The organism is Rahnella laticis, assembly GCF_015644585.1.
Taxonomy (GTDB): Bacteria; Pseudomonadota; Gammaproteobacteria; order Enterobacterales; family Enterobacteriaceae; genus Rahnella; species Rahnella laticis.
On sequence record NZ_JADOBI010000003.1, the window covers coordinates 210,938 to 227,285 of the forward strand.

General features: G+C 46.9%; 16 protein-coding genes and 3 pseudogenes. 13 read left to right on the forward strand and 6 right to left on the reverse strand.

Annotated elements, in window-relative coordinates; all coding sequences use genetic code 11:
- The first annotated feature begins 498 nt into the window (after nt 1–498).
- The 13 genes and pseudogenes from IV433_RS07290 (at nt 499) to IV433_RS07350 (ending at nt 7,984) form a co-directional block, all read left to right on the forward strand.
- The gene (locus IV433_RS07290) at nt 499–963 is read left to right on the forward strand and encodes a hypothetical protein (RefSeq protein ID WP_195813823.1); all 465 of its coding nucleotides are present in this window, start codon (nt 499–501) and stop codon (nt 961–963) included.
- Nucleotides 964–1,021: 58 nt separating this feature from the next.
- Nucleotides 1,022–1,534 (forward strand): DUF4234 domain-containing protein, encoded by a 513-nt coding sequence (locus tag IV433_RS07295; protein WP_195813822.1) that lies wholly within the window; start codon nt 1,022–1,024, stop codon nt 1,532–1,534.
- A gap of 94 nt (nt 1,535–1,628) precedes the next feature.
- Nucleotides 1,629–1,988: a hypothetical protein gene (locus tag IV433_RS07300; protein WP_195813821.1), complete on the forward strand. Its 360-nt coding sequence runs from the start codon at nt 1,629–1,631 to the stop codon at nt 1,986–1,988.
- A gap of 78 nt (nt 1,989–2,066) precedes the next feature.
- Nucleotides 2,067–2,279, forward strand: a complete 213-nt coding sequence (locus tag IV433_RS07305) for a hypothetical protein (RefSeq protein ID WP_195813820.1) — start codon at nt 2,067–2,069, stop codon at nt 2,277–2,279.
- A 100-nt stretch (nt 2,280–2,379) separates the two neighbouring features.
- Entirely contained in the window at nt 2,380–3,198 is an 819-nt protein-coding gene (locus tag IV433_RS07310; protein WP_195813819.1) for a DUF932 domain-containing protein, read from the forward strand.
- Between the two features lie 353 nt (nt 3,199–3,551).
- Nucleotides 3,552–4,004: pseudogene (locus tag IV433_RS07315) on the forward strand (antirestriction protein).
- Nucleotides 4,005–4,343: 339 nt separating this feature from the next.
- Nucleotides 4,344–4,793 (forward strand): annotated as a pseudogene (locus IV433_RS07320) (JAB domain-containing protein).
- 9 nt (nt 4,794–4,802) lie between these two features.
- Nucleotides 4,803–5,009 carry a hypothetical protein gene (locus IV433_RS07325; RefSeq protein ID WP_195813818.1) on the forward strand — a complete coding sequence of 69 codons (207 nt, stop codon included), beginning with the start codon at nt 4,803–4,805 and terminating at the stop codon, nt 5,007–5,009.
- A 53-nt stretch (nt 5,010–5,062) separates the two neighbouring features.
- Nucleotides 5,063–5,431: a type IV toxin-antitoxin system YeeU family antitoxin gene (locus IV433_RS07330; RefSeq protein ID WP_195813817.1), complete on the forward strand. Its 369-nt coding sequence runs from the start codon at nt 5,063–5,065 to the stop codon at nt 5,429–5,431.
- Between the two features lie 75 nt (nt 5,432–5,506).
- The gene (locus IV433_RS07335; protein WP_195813816.1) at nt 5,507–5,908 is read left to right on the forward strand and encodes a TA system toxin CbtA family protein; all 402 of its coding nucleotides are present in this window, start codon (nt 5,507–5,509) and stop codon (nt 5,906–5,908) included.
- Complete coding sequence (locus tag IV433_RS07340; RefSeq protein ID WP_229893274.1) at nt 5,892–6,305, forward strand: DUF5983 family protein; 414 nt, start codon at nt 5,892–5,894, stop codon at nt 6,303–6,305. Before IV433_RS07335 ends, IV433_RS07340 begins: the two co-directional genes overlap by 17 nt.
- Before the next feature lie 399 nt (nt 6,306–6,704).
- Nucleotides 6,705–7,243: pseudogene (locus IV433_RS26390) on the forward strand (DUF4942 domain-containing protein).
- A gap of 408 nt (nt 7,244–7,651) precedes the next feature.
- A complete protein-coding gene (locus tag IV433_RS07350; protein WP_195813815.1) occupies nt 7,652–7,984 on the forward strand; it encodes a DUF1294 domain-containing protein in 333 nt (110 codons plus the stop codon).
- Nucleotides 7,985–8,061: 77 nt separating this feature from the next.
- On the opposite strand, the gene IV433_RS07355 is transcribed toward IV433_RS07350, so the two are convergent.
- The 6 genes from IV433_RS07355 to IV433_RS07380 all read right to left on the reverse strand — a co-directional run bounded on the left by IV433_RS07355 (nt 8,062) and on the right by IV433_RS07380 (nt 16,284).
- Nucleotides 8,062–9,147: a GDP-mannose 4,6-dehydratase gene (locus IV433_RS07355; RefSeq protein WP_195813814.1), complete on the reverse strand. Its 1,086-nt coding sequence runs from the start codon at nt 9,145–9,147 to the stop codon at nt 8,062–8,064.
- 145 nt (nt 9,148–9,292) lie between these two features.
- Complete coding sequence (locus IV433_RS07360; RefSeq protein WP_195813979.1) at nt 9,293–10,447, reverse strand: glycosyltransferase family 4 protein; 1,155 nt, start codon at nt 10,445–10,447, stop codon at nt 9,293–9,295.
- Nucleotides 10,448–10,591: 144 nt separating this feature from the next.
- Nucleotides 10,592–11,971, reverse strand: coding sequence for a phosphomannomutase CpsG (cpsG, locus tag IV433_RS07365; RefSeq protein ID WP_195813813.1), 1,380 nt, complete (start codon nt 11,969–11,971; stop codon nt 10,592–10,594).
- 14 nt (nt 11,972–11,985) lie between these two features.
- Nucleotides 11,986–13,407: a mannose-1-phosphate guanylyltransferase/mannose-6-phosphate isomerase gene (locus IV433_RS07370; RefSeq protein WP_195813812.1), complete on the reverse strand. Its 1,422-nt coding sequence runs from the start codon at nt 13,405–13,407 to the stop codon at nt 11,986–11,988.
- A 266-nt stretch (nt 13,408–13,673) separates the two neighbouring features.
- Nucleotides 13,674–14,900, reverse strand: coding sequence for a hypothetical protein (locus IV433_RS07375; protein ID WP_195813811.1), 1,227 nt, complete (start codon nt 14,898–14,900; stop codon nt 13,674–13,676).
- A 28-nt stretch (nt 14,901–14,928) separates the two neighbouring features.
- Nucleotides 14,929–16,284, reverse strand: a complete 1,356-nt coding sequence (locus IV433_RS07380) for a right-handed parallel beta-helix repeat-containing protein (protein WP_195813810.1) — start codon at nt 16,282–16,284, stop codon at nt 14,929–14,931.
- Nucleotides 16,285–16,348 lie beyond the last annotated feature (64 nt).

Sequence of the window (16,348 nt, forward strand, 5' to 3'; positions counted from 1 at the left end):
AGAATTAAGCAAGTTTTTTGAGTTATTTTTATAACATATAACTCTATTTTTCGGATTAGCAATGATTTTTCTATTCATTGAAAAAGGGTATAAGTGGAGACGGGGAATTAGAAGTTACAATTACCTTCCTTGCGTATTTGATTTAATGAATCATTTTCAACTACTCTGTTTCAGAAACTTTTAAGATATATATTACCCTCATGAATCCATGGCCTATATATACGCTCTGAGGACGTTTTAATGAAGGGAGATAATATTTGTCTGGACTCTTAAAATGTTGGGTTAATAAATTAATGGCTTCGATAAATATGCTTGCTCAATGACGATCGATTTTGTCGATCGGTACGATCGAATTTCATCGTTATCCCCCGCATTTTTGTGGTTATAGAATCCTCTGGGCTTTCTGCGACCCTGAAGGTTTTATTCAAAATCATCGCTTTAAATAAATATCTCTGGCACGGAGGCTGACACCTCACGCTGTCTGATAAGGAGCAAGAAATGGATAAAAAACGAATATACGCATCACTACTGGCTTGCACATTGTTACCCACGACTGCACTGGCATTCGGAAACGCTGATGCCTGGACGAGTGGCTGGGGTCAGGGCGTTTCTGAGTTTGTCATTAAAGGAAAAGGTCAGTCGCAGCTGTACCTCGCCTGTGAAGACGAAGGCACGAGGCCTGCCACCATTATCTTCAAGGACGTCAGGGGACATCAGACCAGTATAGACGAAGGAAAAACGCTTCAGGTCCAGATTGACAGGGAGGAAGCCATTGATATCAGCGACTCCGACAGCCGCGTCGGTGACAGTAATCTCACTCTGGCCTGGAATGCCATGCGAACCGGTAAGCAGGTCACCGTCTCCGGTGACGGCGTGCGTTCGGCAACATTTACGCTCAGCGGGGCCGGGAAAGTTCTGCCCGCCTTTAACACACACGGCTGCGTTTCGAAGTTTGCGTTGTAACCACTCAGGTCAGGCGACTGCCTGAATTCTTATTAAATCAAGTAAGGATACACATTGTATGGACGATATCTCCACCCTCAGCCAGCGTCTGGCAACTCCTACCCTGCACTTCGTGCTGCTCACTATCGTCACCTGCGGCGTCTGGCCGCTGCTCTGGCTGTACAAAAAGCAGGACATTATCAGCGACACCACGGGGATGCCGGTTTTCGGTAACCTGTTCATCATCTGGCTGACGGTTTGCTTTGGCGTCGGACGCCAGCTGGCGGCATCGGCATCACCGGATTTAATGGGCTACGACCCGACCAGCGACACGCTGCTGGCACTGAGCGGCCTGCTGTCGCTGGCCTGCGCCGTGATGTATATCGTCTGGGCATTCAGGGCCAGAGCCGCGCTGCGTCACTATGCGCTGACCACCTTCCGCTTTGACCTGAAGATGAATGCCTTCTATACCGTGGTGTTCAACGTCTTCTATATCACGTACTGCATCAACGATTTGCCGCAGGCGCTGGCAAAGCACCGCATCATTCATCAGCAGATTCAAACGTCTTCCGACATCCCCTCTCAGCCTTAACCCCGCACTTGCAGAAAAACTGCTGCGTTTTAACTGACTGCCGGTCACGGGCCGGCATTTGCATTCCGTCGTTATACTCGGAAAGGACTGCTCTGTGAAAATTAAACATGGGTTAATACCCGCACTGCTCTTGCTGTCCGCTCAGGCGATGGCCGCACCGGACCCGCTGATAAAAGTGGAGGCCAGCAACAGCGTTCATCCTGCCGGAACCCACTTTGTCAACGTCATCGTCACCGCACTCGATGACAGCGTGACGATCAAAAATATTGACGTTAACCGCGGTAACTGCCGAATCGATAACCAGAAGTATCTTTACTCCAGCAATAAGGAAACCATTCTGCCTGCCGCCCTGCACTACGGGCAGTCGGTCAGCGTGAACTTTTATAACAATTGCGTGGCATCTGAAGTGGTAGTCACGACCGATAAAGGCGCATGGCGTTACACCTATCACTGATTGGCGCTTCTGCTTTATCCCCCTTAATAACTCCATGACCCCACGGACTGCTGCCCGGCAGTCCGGAGCACACACCCTATGACCTTTCTGAAAATGCTGGTGACCGCCCTGGGTCAGGTGCTGACCTGGTGCGGCGGGCAGCATGCCCGACAGTTTATTGAAATCCGCTTTCGTCAGGCCGGTTATGACGACGAGGCTATTGATGCCGCCAGAGAAGCCGTGACCCTGCTGGTCACCGCACTGATAACGGCGCTGATGGCACAGATACTGCACATTCTGGACAGCCTCTGACGCTACAGCGTGCTGCGACGCCTGCGTAACACACACAGCCCCCGCCTCCTCACGGAGCGGGGGTTTTTGCTTTTATGCCCGTCAATTTAAGGAAATTACCATGAGATTAGCCAGCCGTTTTGGCCGTATAAACCAGATACGCCGCGACCGTCCGTTAACCCGCGAAGAGATGATGCACCATGTCCCCAGCGTATTTGGGAGTGACAAGCATGAATCACGCAGCCAGCACTATTCCTACATCCCCACGATTACCCTGCTGGAAAACCTTCAGCGCGAAGGCTTTGAACCCTTCTTCGCCTGTCAGACCCGCGTACGCGACCCGGGCCGCCGTGAGCACACCAAACACATGCTGCGCCTTCGACGCGCCGGTCAAATAAACGGTCAGCAGGTGCCGGAAATCATCATTCTGAATTCGCACGGCGGCGAATCCAGTTTCCAGTTAATTCCGGGGATCTTCAGAAGCGTGTGCACGAACTCGCTTGTCTGTGGACAGTCGTTTGGTGAAATAAGGGTTCCGCACCGCGGCGATATTGTGGAGAAAGTGATTCAAGGGGCCTACGAGGTCCTCGGGATATTTGACCGGGTGGAGGAAAAACGTGAGGCCATGCAGTCGCTGCTATTACCACCGCCGGCACAACACGCTCTGGCGAAAGCGGCTCTAACGTACCGGTTTGGTGAAGAGCACCAGCCGGTGATCGAGGCGCAAATACTGACTCCGCGTCGATATGAAGACCGGAAAGACGACCTGTGGTCAGTCTTCAATCGCTGCCAGGAGAATCTGAGTAAGGGTGGCCTGCCCGGGCGTTCGGCGCAGGGCAAACACAGCCGCACCCGTGCAGTCAACGGTATCGATGGCGATATCAAATTAAACCGTGCGCTTTGGGTTATGGCCGAAGAGTTGCAACAGACCCTGAGATGAGGCAGCACGTGCCTGCAAATGCACGCAAGGCGGAGGTCTGGCCTGTGCCCCTGGAAAAACACTCCGCCTGTCGTTCTATTTCTGATGATGACCTGTGCGCCTGGTGTACACATCTCTGTTACCGCCCCGGCGAACTCAGTCTGTGCCGGTAGGCTGAGGCTGACGGCATCTGGCCTTCACGATGCAACGCTGACGGCTAAGCGCAATCCTGCCCGCTGCTGCACCGGATCGTACTACCTGTTGATGTTACCTGCGGATAATACCGCTCTCCCTTCAGCTCCGAACCTTGCTTCTCGCCAATAAGGCCCCTGTTCAACGGGACCCTGATTATTACCTTTCAAAAGGAACAACCGATGAATAACGCCGTAAATCAACACATCGCTACAGATACTGAAAATACCGATGCCATCACCGCCACTCTGCTGCCCGATCACCTGCGCCCGAACTTCTGGCCGCAACACTTTGGCACCGTTCCCCAATAGATACTGCTCGAACCCAAAATCTTCACCTGGCTGGACCGCCTGAGGGCGGATTATCACGGCGACTTTTGGGATTTTTATACCTTACCCAACGGCGGCGCGTTTATGGTTCCGGGCACTGAACAGAACTACGCGCTGTTTAACGAGTTCAACGGCAACGGGGCCACCGTCAGTCGTGAAGCCGCAGGTATTGTCGCCAGCCTGATGACCTACAGCCACCACGCCTGCCTCACAGAGCACGACGACATGATCACCCATTTCTACCGGCTGCGGGAATACGCGCTGCACCATCGCGAAAGCCAGGCCATCTTTACCCTGATTGACTGAGGTAACCGGTATGGACCGGCTTGAATTTGCACAACTGGAACGTTTGTAGCATGCGCTGGGAAGGGTGGGTACCACGCAAGAGGATGAGGACGTGGTTATCTGTGAGTCTTTCGGCCCCTTTGCGACAGGGATGCCTGTTTTGCACATCTGGTCATTGTTCGAAGCACAGAACGGAGATTTCCCGGTCGCCCATCAGTTATACGAAACTCCGGTCAGCGGGCCGTCGTCAGTATAATCCGGATGTAAAACAATCAGCCATCTCCTCGCTAAAAATATCCTCATCATACAAGCCCGCACGTCAGAAACAGGCTGTCGGCTTTTCATACATTGGAGTGAACTATGCAATACCAAACCCAACAACGGGTAGTCCAGATGGCACTGACCCTGCTGGAAAAACAAATGAAACAGAAACGCGTGGGGTTCAATTCGACAGAAGAAACAATGCAGTACCTGCGACTTCAGCTGGAGCCGCTCGAACGCGAAGTCTTCAGGGAGCTGTAGCTGGACAATCAGCACCGCCTTATCGCCAGCGAGACCACCTCAATGGGCACCATCAACGCCGCCGCCGTTTACCCGAGGGAAATTATCAAGGCGGCATTGGGGCACAACGCGGCCGCCGTCGTGGTGGCTCATAATCACCCCTCGGGCCTGGCAGAGCCCAGCAAAGAAGACCGGAAGGTCACGAAGCGACTCATTGACGCGCTGTTACTGGTCGCTATCCGCGTACTGGACCACGTCGTCGTTGGCCACGGCCAGGCGGTGTCGTTTGCCGAACGTGGCTGGCTGTGAGGTATGCCGATGGCAGATACCCTGTCCAACAGTGAAAAAGCCCATGGCCGCCTCATTGCTGATGACGATCTTTGTACCGAGTGCTATTACCTCATCCATTACCCAGGCCGTTTATCGCTGTGCAGCCGGTTAATCGGCACAGAGCGCTGGCCCTGTGCCATCGGCACGGACAACTACACGCTTTACTGTGAACGCTTTACCGACTATCGGGGATAGCGATATGCCCCTGATGGTGTGATCCCTTCCCCATAACCTCAAGGAATACTGAAATGACTCTACTACTCCCCTCTGTCACCCAGCCGACTGTCGTCCCTGTGAGTCCGCATTGGGGGCTTAGGAACGATATATCTCCGTGCTTCAGTGCCCGCCTGGTGCAGGAAAGCAGCCGTCTGCATTATCTGGCCGACCGGGCAGGCTTCTGCGGTGAATTCAGCGCAGACGCCGCCCTGCGGCTCGACCAGGCATTTCCACTGATACACAAACAGCTGGAGCGAACGCTGGTGTCCGGTGGGCTTGAACCGCGCCATCAGCAACGCGTTACGTTGCATCACAATGGCCTGACCTGCGACGCTGACACCCTCGGATCGCACGGGTATGTGTACCTGTCCGTTTATCCGACACCGTCTGCGGCAACATGAAATCCCTCCACTTATCTTACAGTTACTTCAATACATTCCCTGACTCTATTTCTCACGCATAGCGAGATCACCACCATGAAAATTTCAACCTCTGCGGCACCGTCAGCGGTGCCCGTATCGTCATGCCCGTCACCTGTAGCCGTCTGGCAGCAACTGCTGACGTACCTGTTCGACCGCCATTACGGCCTGACGCTCAACGACACGCCGTTACACTATGAATCCGTGATAGAGGAATATATTGATGCCTGTATTTCTTTGAAAGATGCGGTGAACTTTGTGGCTGAACGATATGGCCTGCTGCGCATTGACTGCAGCAGCTTTTCTTTCACGGAGCAGCCGCCGTTCATTTCCTACGTCAACATTCTTCAGGCACGTCGGGCCACCGGCCTGATGCAACAAGAAGGGTATAAAGAGATAAGCGTTCTCACCCAAGGCAAAAGGACCACCGAAGGCAGGACAAATGAAAATCCCCGTTAATGCCACGGAGAATGCCGTCAGCCATCACCACGGGACACTGCGTATCGCTGATGAACCCGGCAATATCATCGTTGAGAGTACTTTACCAACGACGGTCCGCCTTACCGGTATCCAATGCAGCACCGCCCATATCACCCATGCCGACAATAGCCTGCTATTTCATGCATCGCATCAGCGGGAAGAATACGGCGCTGCGGAATGGATCCACTTTTCCGGCACGGGATATCTGCTCAGGCTCAGCGCCTGGGAATATCCCCTACTGCGGCTAAAACGTATGGGGCTGTCAAAACCCTGTCGCCGGCTTATTGTCAGGCTCATGCAATTACACGGTATCGACTTGCTTCACCTGGACGCGGCGGGCGACGTGCTGCCAACGTTTGCGACCTTTGACTGGTAGCCATCGGTTGCAACACCACGCCATTTTATCCTTCAAACCTTATCATCAGCACACAACACCCGTCCTCGTCCGGCGGGTGTTTTCTTTTATGGAGAAAAAATTATGCAGGCAGAACCCGAAGTGTTAACCGATCACACTGACGTGATTTGCTCCACCAGCATTGAACGCATTGTCACCGGACGTGATACCGCGCTGGCACAAATTGAAGCATTGATCCGCCAGTTTGGCGATATTTCGACGCTGACCGGCAGCATCGGTGGCAAAACTGCCCTGGACTGGGCCATGAAACAGGATTTTCGCTGCGGCTGCTGGTTGATGGAGAAAGCAGAAACGGCAATGAAAGTGATCACCCGCAATCTCGACCGCGGTATATGGCGGGATCTGATGAAAAAGTCGGGTATGCTCAGTCTGATGGACTCTCAGGCCCGGGAGCACTGGGGCAGAAATCTTGAAGGGGACGAAATCCCCGCCATCAGTGAAGCCAACATACTCAGCACCTTTGAGCAACTGCACCAGAGTAAAAGCGATGTATTTGAGCGGGGGATTATCAACGTCTTTAAGGGACTGTTATGGGACTACAAAACCAATAGCCCGTGCAGTTTCGGAAAGAAGATCATCATCAACAGTCTGGTGGCTTACAACCGTTGGGGCTTCAGTCTGTGCGGGGGATGGCGGCGGGATCAATTAGCTGACCTGGAAAGAATGCTTTACTTACTGGATGGAAAACCCATCCCGGACAACCGGGGTGATATTACTACCCGGCTGATGGATCATGTCAGTTTACAGAAAGCATCGCATATCTACGAGGACGACTACTTCAGTATTCGTTACTTTCAAAAAGGCACGGGCATATCACCTTTAAAAGGCTGGACCTCGTTGATAAGATGAACGACATCGTGGCGAAACATTTTCCTTCCATGCTGCCCTCTCGTTCCTGAGTTTACGTCCCTTATTTCAACATCAAATGGGATTGAGGGTATAAATGAGGGTGCAAAATAAATCAAATTAAATAAAACTAATATATATCAACGAGTTAAACTTGAGTGTCGATTCCGAGTCCGGCACCATATTTAAAGAAACCAGCCTGATGGCTGGTTTTTTGCTTTCTGAGCTACGGACTCTCCATCGAACTCCGTTCGATTATTCGTCTCATACTGAGACTCACCCCTTCGGGGCCAGCGCAAGCGCTGTTCAAAGCTGCTCCGCAGCATTGTCCGAGTCTGGGCACCATCTTTAAAGAAACCAGCTTAACGGCTGGTTTTTTGCTTTCTGTCCTTTCTGTTTTTCTGTCCTTTCTTCTCTTTATAGTTACTCTGGGTCTTCCTTCAATTTCCGGTGATAGCTCAATGAACGCTGTGTGTTATGTCCTGCTGATACTGGCGGCCGGTGTCAGCCTCATCTCTCCTTATCTTGTCCCGGTTAGCTTGCTGCTGATCAACCTGCTGACATTGCTGATTTACGGTGCCGACAAGCTTGCTGCCCGCAAAAGCTGGCGCAGGATACCGGAAACCACATTATTGCTGTTCGGGCTGCTCGGTGGTTGGGCTGGTGCGCTGGCGGGTCAGCAACTTTTCCGGCATAAAACGCAGAAGCAACCTTTCAGAACGAGATTTATGCTCAGTATCGCTGCCAATATCGCTGCTGTTTTACTGGCACTCTGGCTGGGATACGGACGGTAAAAAGCAGGCAAAAAAAAGCCGGAGAATGTCAGCGCATTCTCCGGCTTTTTTATACATCTCAGAAACAGCGGCTGGCGTTATCCGTACAATTTCAGCCGTGCAGCTTTCTTCGCGCAAGCAAGGTCTGCCTGAACCATCTCAATCACCATATCCTGCAAAGATGTTTCCGGTGCCCAGCCGAGTTTACGGCGTGCTTTGGTCGGATTGGCATTGACCTTACAGGCTTCGGCAGGCCGGATATAACGCGGATCGACGGCGACAATCACGTCCCCGACTTTCAGGGCCGCCGCAACCGGGCTGATGATCGCGGTAATAATTCCCTTCTCTTCCACGCCCTTGCCGGTAAAGCGCAGTTTAATCCCGAGCTCCAGCGCGGCAAACGTCACAAACTGGCGGACGGTATACTGCACGCCGGTAGCCACTACAAAATCTTCGGGATTATCCTGTTGCAGCATCAGCCACTGCATTTTGACGTAATCCCGGGCATGGCCCCAGTCACGCAGCGCATTCAGATTCCCGAGATGCAGGCATTTCTCCAGCCCCTGCGTGATATTGGCCAGGCTGCGGGTAATTTTGCGGGTGACGAAGTTCTCGCTGCGGCGCGGTGATTCATGATTAAAAAGAATGCCGCTGCACGCATATAACCCGAACGTTTCGCGATAATTCACAATAGTCCAGAAATCAGAAATCCCCGTGGCATACCAGGAGGGATAAATATTCAGGCTCACCATTTCATTAATCGCGATGCCATTCACCAGACCGCATAATGCCGAAGGCGACGCATGATAATAACGTGTTTTCGTTTCCAGCCCGAGAATACGGATGGCCTCCAGTACCTTCAGCGCACTGAATTCCCCCGTGGAAAACAGATCATCTGCGGAGTCAGAGTTTTCGGACAACTGACCCGCTCCGCCCAGATTATAAACTTCGTCCGGCCGGATAATAGCGAGTAAATCACGGGCCGTTCCCGTGCTGATATCAGCATGGGTATAAATATGAAGATCAGAGGATTTATCGTGAAAATTACTGCCCGCATTACCGGTATTAAGCGGAACGACATTCCCGCCAATCCCGTGAACAGTATAACCTTTCTTTAATAAAAGTTCGGCAAGATAAGAACCATCCTGCCCGGTTATATGGGTAATCAGTGCGACTTTAGACATATAAGATCCTTTGATTACAATTTAATAAACACATCATGAACGATGCCCGATTATAATCGTAAGGTTATTCACCGGAAGGCAGAGAGCGAACCAGAATTAAGATGCAGAAACGGTTTAATAAATTCCATAAATGAACCGTGAATAATTAATAGATGACTTTCTTACTTTCATTAAACGCTTGCCACTTTGTTTTAATATAGTCATCCAGTTCACTGTGAAAACGTTCCTCAGAGAACCGCAATGCATTGTTGCGGCAATTCACTGGCAGGAACGATTCCTGAATGGTCTCGAAGTGCAAAACAGCGCGCAGGAGTGAATCTGCCGTCTGCTCCGCAAAGAAAATACCGGTAGGATTTACTTCGCCGTAAGGCCGGATGGACTCCAGCACGCCGCCTTTGCCAAAAGCAATAACCGGCGTACCGCAGGCCTGCGCTTCAACCGGCGTGATGCCAAAATCTTCTTCGGCAGCAAAAACGAACGCCTTCGCACGACGCATATGATCCTGCATGACCTCGTCCGGCTGATACCCTAAAATCTGGATATTCTTACCCGCCTTGGCCTTTATTTTGGCCATCTCAGATCCGTCGCCAATGACCACCAGCTTCTTATCCGGCATCTGGCTGAATGCTTCCACAATAATATCGATGCGCTTGTAGGGCACCATACGGGACGCGGTAAAATAGAAGTCGTCTTTATTTTCCTGCAACGTAAAACGGTCCACGCTCACCGGTGGATAAATAACATCTGCATCACGCCCGTAGACTTTTTTAATTCTCCGCGCGATGAAATGTGAATTAGCAATAAAATGGTCCACGCCGTTGGCGGTACGGCAATCCCAGATACGTATTTTGTGCAAGAACCATCGTGCTAATTTTCCCTTAAGGCCTTTATCCAAACCGGCTTCCCTGAGGTACTGATGCTGAAAATCCCAGGCATAACGTATCGGAGAATGGACATAACTGATATGCAGCTGGTCGGGCCCGGTGAGAACCCCTTTTGCTACGGCATGGCTGCTGGAAAGAATAATATTGTGCTTTGTGACATCCAGCTGCTCGATGGCTAACGGCATCAGCGGCAAATATTGCTGATACTTTGTTTTTGCATACGGAAGCCGTTGAATAAAAGATGTCTTTACATCTTTACCGTAAAATTGTTTTCTGGATTCATCAGAGAGAAAATCAACAACCGAATAAAGCTCAGATTCAGGATAAAGTTTTATAAATTCTGCAATAACTTTTTCTGCCCCGGCAAAAGTCACCAACCAGTCAGCGACAATCCCAACACTCACTTCATGTGACATCATTAAAACCTCATAAATTATTATTTTGGTATGATGATAAAAAATATAAATAAGAGTAAACGCGAAACCTCTCGGAAATTAAAAGTGAATAATACGAATAAGAGAGTGAGCTGTATTACTCACCAGAAAATATTTTACAGATAATTACATACTGCGGAGAATAGAAAGGATCCTTCTCGTCTGTTCCTGCATCAGTTTTGAATTAGCCCTGGATTCCACATTCAGACGCACAACCGGTTCCGTATTTGAGCTGCGAAGATTAAACCGCCATTCATCAAACTCAAGGCTGATACCGTCCGTATGATCGACGTGAATCGCTTCACCTTCATACACCGCCAGCACGCGCGCAATAGATTCTTTCGGCTGATGCAGAAAACTGTTTATTTCACCCGAAGCCGGATAGGCAATAATGCGGTCATTAATCAGTTGCCGCAGGGACTTGCCTTTTACATGCAGTAATTCCGCGACAAGAAGCCACGGGATCATCCCGCTGTCGCAATAAAAGAAATCACGGAAGTAATGATGGGCGCTCATCTCACCGCCGTAAACTGCATCTTCCTGGCGCATACGTTCTTTAATAAAAGCATGGCCGGTTTTCGACATAACAGGCACGCCACCCGCTCCGCTGACAATATCAATGGTATTCCAGCTTAAGCGCGGGTCGTGGATGATTCGGGATTGCGGATATTTTTCGAGGAAAGCGTCAGCTAATAACCCGACAATATAATAGCCTTCGATGAAATTCCCCAGATCATCAAACAGGAAACACCGATCAAAATCACCGTCAAACGCAATCCCCATATCGGCGTTGTGTTTGATAATGGCGTCCGTAGTGTCCTGACGACATTCTGGTAATAGCGGATTGGGGATCCCGTTAGGGAAAGTGCCGTCTGGCTGGTGGTGGACTTTGATAAACTCAACCGGCGCACCGGCCTGTTTGAAGCGCGCTTCGATGGCATCAATAACATGCCCCGCAGCGCCATTACCCGAGTTAATGACCAGTTTCAGCGGGCGGGTAAAATTCTTTAAATCGACATAACTGAGTAATTTGTCGATATACGCATCGAGTACCGACGCTTTTTCGTAGGTTCCACGCTGAGCAGGATCGGCAGGTGAAAAATTGTTCTCTTCTGCCAGACGTTGTATTTCCCCAAGCCCGGTATCGCCGCTTATAGGTTTAGATTCTTCACGAACTAATTTCATGCCGTTATAGTTCATCGGATTATGGCTGGCTGTCACTTCTATTCCGCCATCCAGTGCCAGATAAGACGTCGCAAAATAGATTTCCTCTGTCCCTGTCACACCAATATCGACAACATCTGTTCCTGAATCCTGCAAACCATTCGCCAGTGCCAGTTTTAACGCTTCACTGGTTAAACGAACATCCCCGCCTACTACCATCTTTTTTGGTTTTAAATATTCACCGTAAGCCCGACCAATCCGGTAAGCAATATCTTCATTAAGTTCAACGCCCAGTTCACCGCGAATATCGTAAGCTTTAAAGCAGGTCAATTTATCTGACATCATTCATCCCCAAATTAACAACGACCATAGTGATCTTGTGTACGGACAATATCGTCATCCTCCAGATAGGAGCCTGACTGAATTTCCAAAAGCTCCAGCGGGATCTTTCCGGGGTTCTCCAGCCTGTGCTGCGCCCCGATGGGAATAAACGTTGACTGGTTTTCAGTCAGCAGGAAGTTCTCATCATTAATTGTGACTCTGGCCGTTCCTGAAAGAATGACCCAGTGTTCAGCGCGGTGATGATGCATTTGCAGGGAGAACTGACCGCCCGGTTTAACTGTTATTCGGTTAACATGATATCTCGGGGTATTAACCACAATATCGTTTCTGCCCCACGGGCGATAAGACTCGCGATGCAAACGATATTCGCGGCGCTGAGCACTCTTTAAATATTCAACGACTTTTTTAACGTCCTGCACCTGGGATTTATCAATAACTAAAACGGCATCCTTGGTATTAACAATAACAAGATTCTCAACGCCAATTGCCGCCACAAGTTTTTCATCGGTATTGATATAACAATTCTCAGCATTATGGGTAAACACGTCGCCGGTAACGGCATTCCCGGCGGTATTCTTATTATTGACATCCCACAATGCCGCCCAGGAACCAATATCATTCCAGCCCGCATCTAACGGAACCACAATGGCATCAGTCGTTTTTTCCATAACCGCATAATCGACAGATTCATCCGGGCAGGCCGAAAATGATTCCTTATCTACGCGGATAAAATTCTGCTGCTGATCAGGTTCCAGTGTTTCGATAGCTTTCAGACAAGCTTGCAGAATATCTGGCCGGAAGGTGGCCATCTCTTCGAGAAAACGTTTTGCCCGGAACAGGAACATCCCGCTGTTCCAGTAATATTCCCCTGTCTCGAGATATTGCAGTGCCGTCGGTAAATTGGGTTTCTCCACAAAACGTTGCACACGAAAAACAGATTCCGCGTTACTGCTCAGTTCCATTCCACGCTGAATATACCCGTATCCTGTTTCAGGGCCGGTCGGCACAATGCCGAACGTTACCAGCTTCCCCTGCTCGGCAAACGGAATGGCATTCTGCACCGCCTGATGAAAGGCTTCGGGATTTTCAATCACGTGGTCAGCGGCCAGAACCAGTAATAAGGGATCGCTGCCTTCATCGATTGCACTGAGCGCCGCCAGCGTAATCGCCGGCGCAGTATTACGCCCCACAGGCTCCAGGATAATATTTTTTGATAACCGGTTAATCTGCCGTAATTGTTCAGCAACAAGGAACCGGTGCTCTTCATTACAAATAACCAAAGGTTCAGAAGCCCCTAAACCATTTAATCGCGTGACAGTTTCCTGCAACATCGATTGCTCGCCATGAAGACGAAGAAATTGTTTAGGATAAAGTTCACGAGACATTGGCCATAAACGACTGCCGGTACCACCGGCCATGATTACTGGAAGGATCATGATTACCTCGACGAAAAGATACTGCTCTAACTTCTGAGAGATTAGTGTGATAAGCCATGAAGTAGACTATACATTTAAAAGATATATCGAGATCGAGATAAAATAAAATGCGTAATGGAAAATAATAATTTCATGTCGAATAAATTATAATCCCGCATGATAAAAATTATATAAATCGAAAAAATGTTTGATCTTTTCATGCCAAATCAATTCAGGCCAATAAAATATCAACCTTATTCTCTGAATTACATTATCAAAAATAATAATTACTTTGCTAAATCCATGTTGCATTTCCTGCTTCCCTGAATATGCCAAGAGGTACAAAGCCCCAATATAATAAACAGATTTGTTGCAGTGGGAGGGAGCCAATAAGCACCATCTGACAATGATGCTGAAAAATATGCTATAAATGGGAGGACGTATGGAGATTTCACTATTAATTTTAACTTTGATAAAACAAAAAAAACATAGAAAATCAGTATGGGCAACCCTAGTATTTGTAAAATAGCAACAGGTAAAACTTCATAAGCCTCCTCAAACTCTTTGCTGTAAAAAAGCATTCCGTTAACCAAGACCCAGGGATTATTACCAACGAGAGTGACATATTCTTTTATTTTTTCAATTCGACCGCTCCCTTCTGACAGATCTCTGTTAAATAATCTCTCCTGGATTATTGTAAGAAATATATTATCAGTACTAAACATAACAGTTAATATTAGTGCAAGTATTAGCACGCCGAACCAAAACATCACAACTGTACTCCCAGAATTATTTTTTGATGTGAAGAACATCCATAAACAGCCAACAATTAAACCGAGGTAGATAGAAACAGACGCAGTCAGCAATACGACAATGCATAAGAAAATCATCGGGAGCATTATTTTTTTATTAGCAGACCTGTTATTCGCTATCACTGAATATCCAATAAGTAAAAGGTTAGCACCAAATAAGTTACCATTTTGGTATGTCGAAGTTGCTTTTAAATAACCAATTCCCCAGATCATGTTATTCTTACCCGCTAAAAAGTCATGCGTCATAGCATCTTGATAATTAGCTGTTATTCCAGGGATCGTGACATTGTAGTCACCAAATATTTTTTGCATTAATGCATAAATAACAAGAAGGTAAAATATGACTGCAATATGTTTCTTCCACTCTTCAGAGTTTTTTATTTTCAAAGCACCGTAATAACATAAAAATGAAAAAAATGAAGTTATGTATGCAATTACAGATGCAAATCCGAGATATCCATTTCTGTAGTAGTCGGCCCCGGCAAAAGATAACTGATTAAACAAAAACATAATACATATTAGACTAAAAGCCAACAAGACAAAAAGAAGATCTGTTTTTCTTTTTAAAACAAATATTAACCCAGATACCATAAAGTAGAAACTACTTATAAGTGATACATAAAGCGGAAACCCTCCAATCTTGGCTCCTGCTTTAGGTAAAGCAAATGTCATAAATAGCAAAAAATTTTTTAACCTAATCATCATAATTCCTGAAGTGATAATTTGAAATTTACTTTTGAAGTATTGTTGAAACCGTTACTGAATTAGGTACCTGTCTTTTCTCAACAGAATTATCTCTTATGATTGGTAAGATCTCTGAATCCCTATACATTAAAATATTTATACGATATATAGAATCATTCAAAAACCATTTGTTATCGCTGAAAACATCATTACTCTCTAATATAAAACCGCCGTCATTTTTAAGCACACTTGACACATTAACAATAAACGTATTTTCATGTGGCGGAATGTTAAATTTAAATTTGTTTTTTGCAATCTTCATCTCGCCATTATTTGGACTAGTAAGAATTAACAAGGTATTTAAAAACTTATTATTCTGAACAAGAAGTTCATTTACTGAGCCATGTTGAGTAAATGAAGATATAACACCATCGCCAATAAAATAGTTACTAATAAATTTTATGTTTGTATTGGTTTGTTTAAGCGTTGAATTGAAAATAGCAACAACGACATTGCCTTCTTCGGATGAAACTGTTGTATTATTCTCAAAGAGAATATCATTGCAGAGAAAGAATGTGGCAAGCCCACCATGCCTAAAATTTTTCACTATGTTATTAATAGCCGTAGACCTATTGCATCCTTCAAAATCAATTCCAACATCGCCTCCTTTTTCAAGGTAGTTTGAGTCAATAGTAACATACTCCCCCATTGAGCCCCAGATGCCACCTTGTTGAACATTACTTATACTGTTTTTTATTATTCTAATGTTACCTGTTTTTCTTTCTTTATATACCGCCCCATTCTTTTTGGGGTTAGAATCCCCCCCCCAAAACAATATGCCATGATAGTAACCATCAACAATACATTTTTGACACACTGAGTTTTTAGTATATCGCAATGCAATAAAAGCCTTTTTGGTGTTAACATTTACTGTCTTTCCACGACATTCAGTGATGTTCAAATTCATATTGATGTCAGTATTTCTTATTGCATCATAGTTTTTTGTCACGTTAGAAGATAACAATCGACAACCAATACAAAATAGTTCATTTATTGATATGTTTTTTGACCCATTTTTAATGCTAATAACCTCTACCACATCATCATCTGCTTTGAATATACCGCCACTAATTTCAATATTCTCTGATCCATCGATTAAGAACAAACAATTTTTATTATCTTTATTCTTGTTGAGAGTAAAATATGCATTTCTTGAGAAAATTAATTTACTATTTGAACGAAGTTTAATTGAAACTACATCTATGGAGTAATTGCCATCTGGGATATTTACAGGTTTATTTTTTGAGATAAGATCTATTATCAAGCCGGTTATATTAATAAGTTTTTTATTTTCCAATGCATAAGAAAACTTTTCTTTAAAAGCTATAATAGGTAATATCAATCTTAAGAACAACCTCCTATTCATATTACACCTTTTTATAAAAAATCTATTTTTTAATAAAAGA

Excerpts from the sequence above, each read along its gene's own strand:
- IV433_RS07290 (WP_195813823.1), top strand. The coding sequence starts at position 499 with ATGGATAAAAAACGAATATACGCATCACTACTGGCTTGCACATTGTTA.
- IV433_RS07295 (WP_195813822.1), top strand. The coding sequence starts at position 1,022 with ATGGACGATATCTCCACCCTCAGCCAGCGTCTGGCAACTCCTACCCTG.
- IV433_RS07305 (WP_195813820.1), top strand. The coding sequence starts at position 2,067 with ATGACCTTTCTGAAAATGCTGGTGACCGCCCTGGGTCAGGTGCTGACC.
- IV433_RS07310 (WP_195813819.1), top strand. The coding sequence starts at position 2,380 with ATGAGATTAGCCAGCCGTTTTGGCCGTATAAACCAGATACGCCGCGAC.
- IV433_RS07325 (WP_195813818.1), top strand. The coding sequence starts at position 4,803 with ATGGCAGATACCCTGTCCAACAGTGAAAAAGCCCATGGCCGCCTCATT.
- IV433_RS07330 (WP_195813817.1), top strand. The coding sequence starts at position 5,063 with ATGACTCTACTACTCCCCTCTGTCACCCAGCCGACTGTCGTCCCTGTG.
- IV433_RS07335 (WP_195813816.1), top strand. The coding sequence starts at position 5,507 with ATGAAAATTTCAACCTCTGCGGCACCGTCAGCGGTGCCCGTATCGTCA.
- IV433_RS07340 (WP_229893274.1), top strand. The coding sequence starts at position 5,892 with ATGAAAATCCCCGTTAATGCCACGGAGAATGCCGTCAGCCATCACCAC.
- IV433_RS07350 (WP_195813815.1), top strand. The coding sequence starts at position 7,652 with ATGAACGCTGTGTGTTATGTCCTGCTGATACTGGCGGCCGGTGTCAGC.
- IV433_RS07355 (WP_195813814.1), bottom strand. The coding sequence starts at position 9,147 with ATGTCTAAAGTCGCACTGATTACCCATATAACCGGGCAGGATGGTTCT.
- IV433_RS07360 (WP_195813979.1), bottom strand. The coding sequence starts at position 10,447 with ATGTCACATGAAGTGAGTGTTGGGATTGTCGCTGACTGGTTGGTGACT.
- cpsG (WP_195813813.1), bottom strand. The coding sequence starts at position 11,971 with ATGTCAGATAAATTGACCTGCTTTAAAGCTTACGATATTCGCGGTGAA.
- IV433_RS07370 (WP_195813812.1), bottom strand. The coding sequence starts at position 13,407 with ATGATCCTTCCAGTAATCATGGCCGGTGGTACCGGCAGTCGTTTATGG.
- IV433_RS07375 (WP_195813811.1), bottom strand. The coding sequence starts at position 14,900 with ATGATTAGGTTAAAAAATTTTTTGCTATTTATGACATTTGCTTTACCT.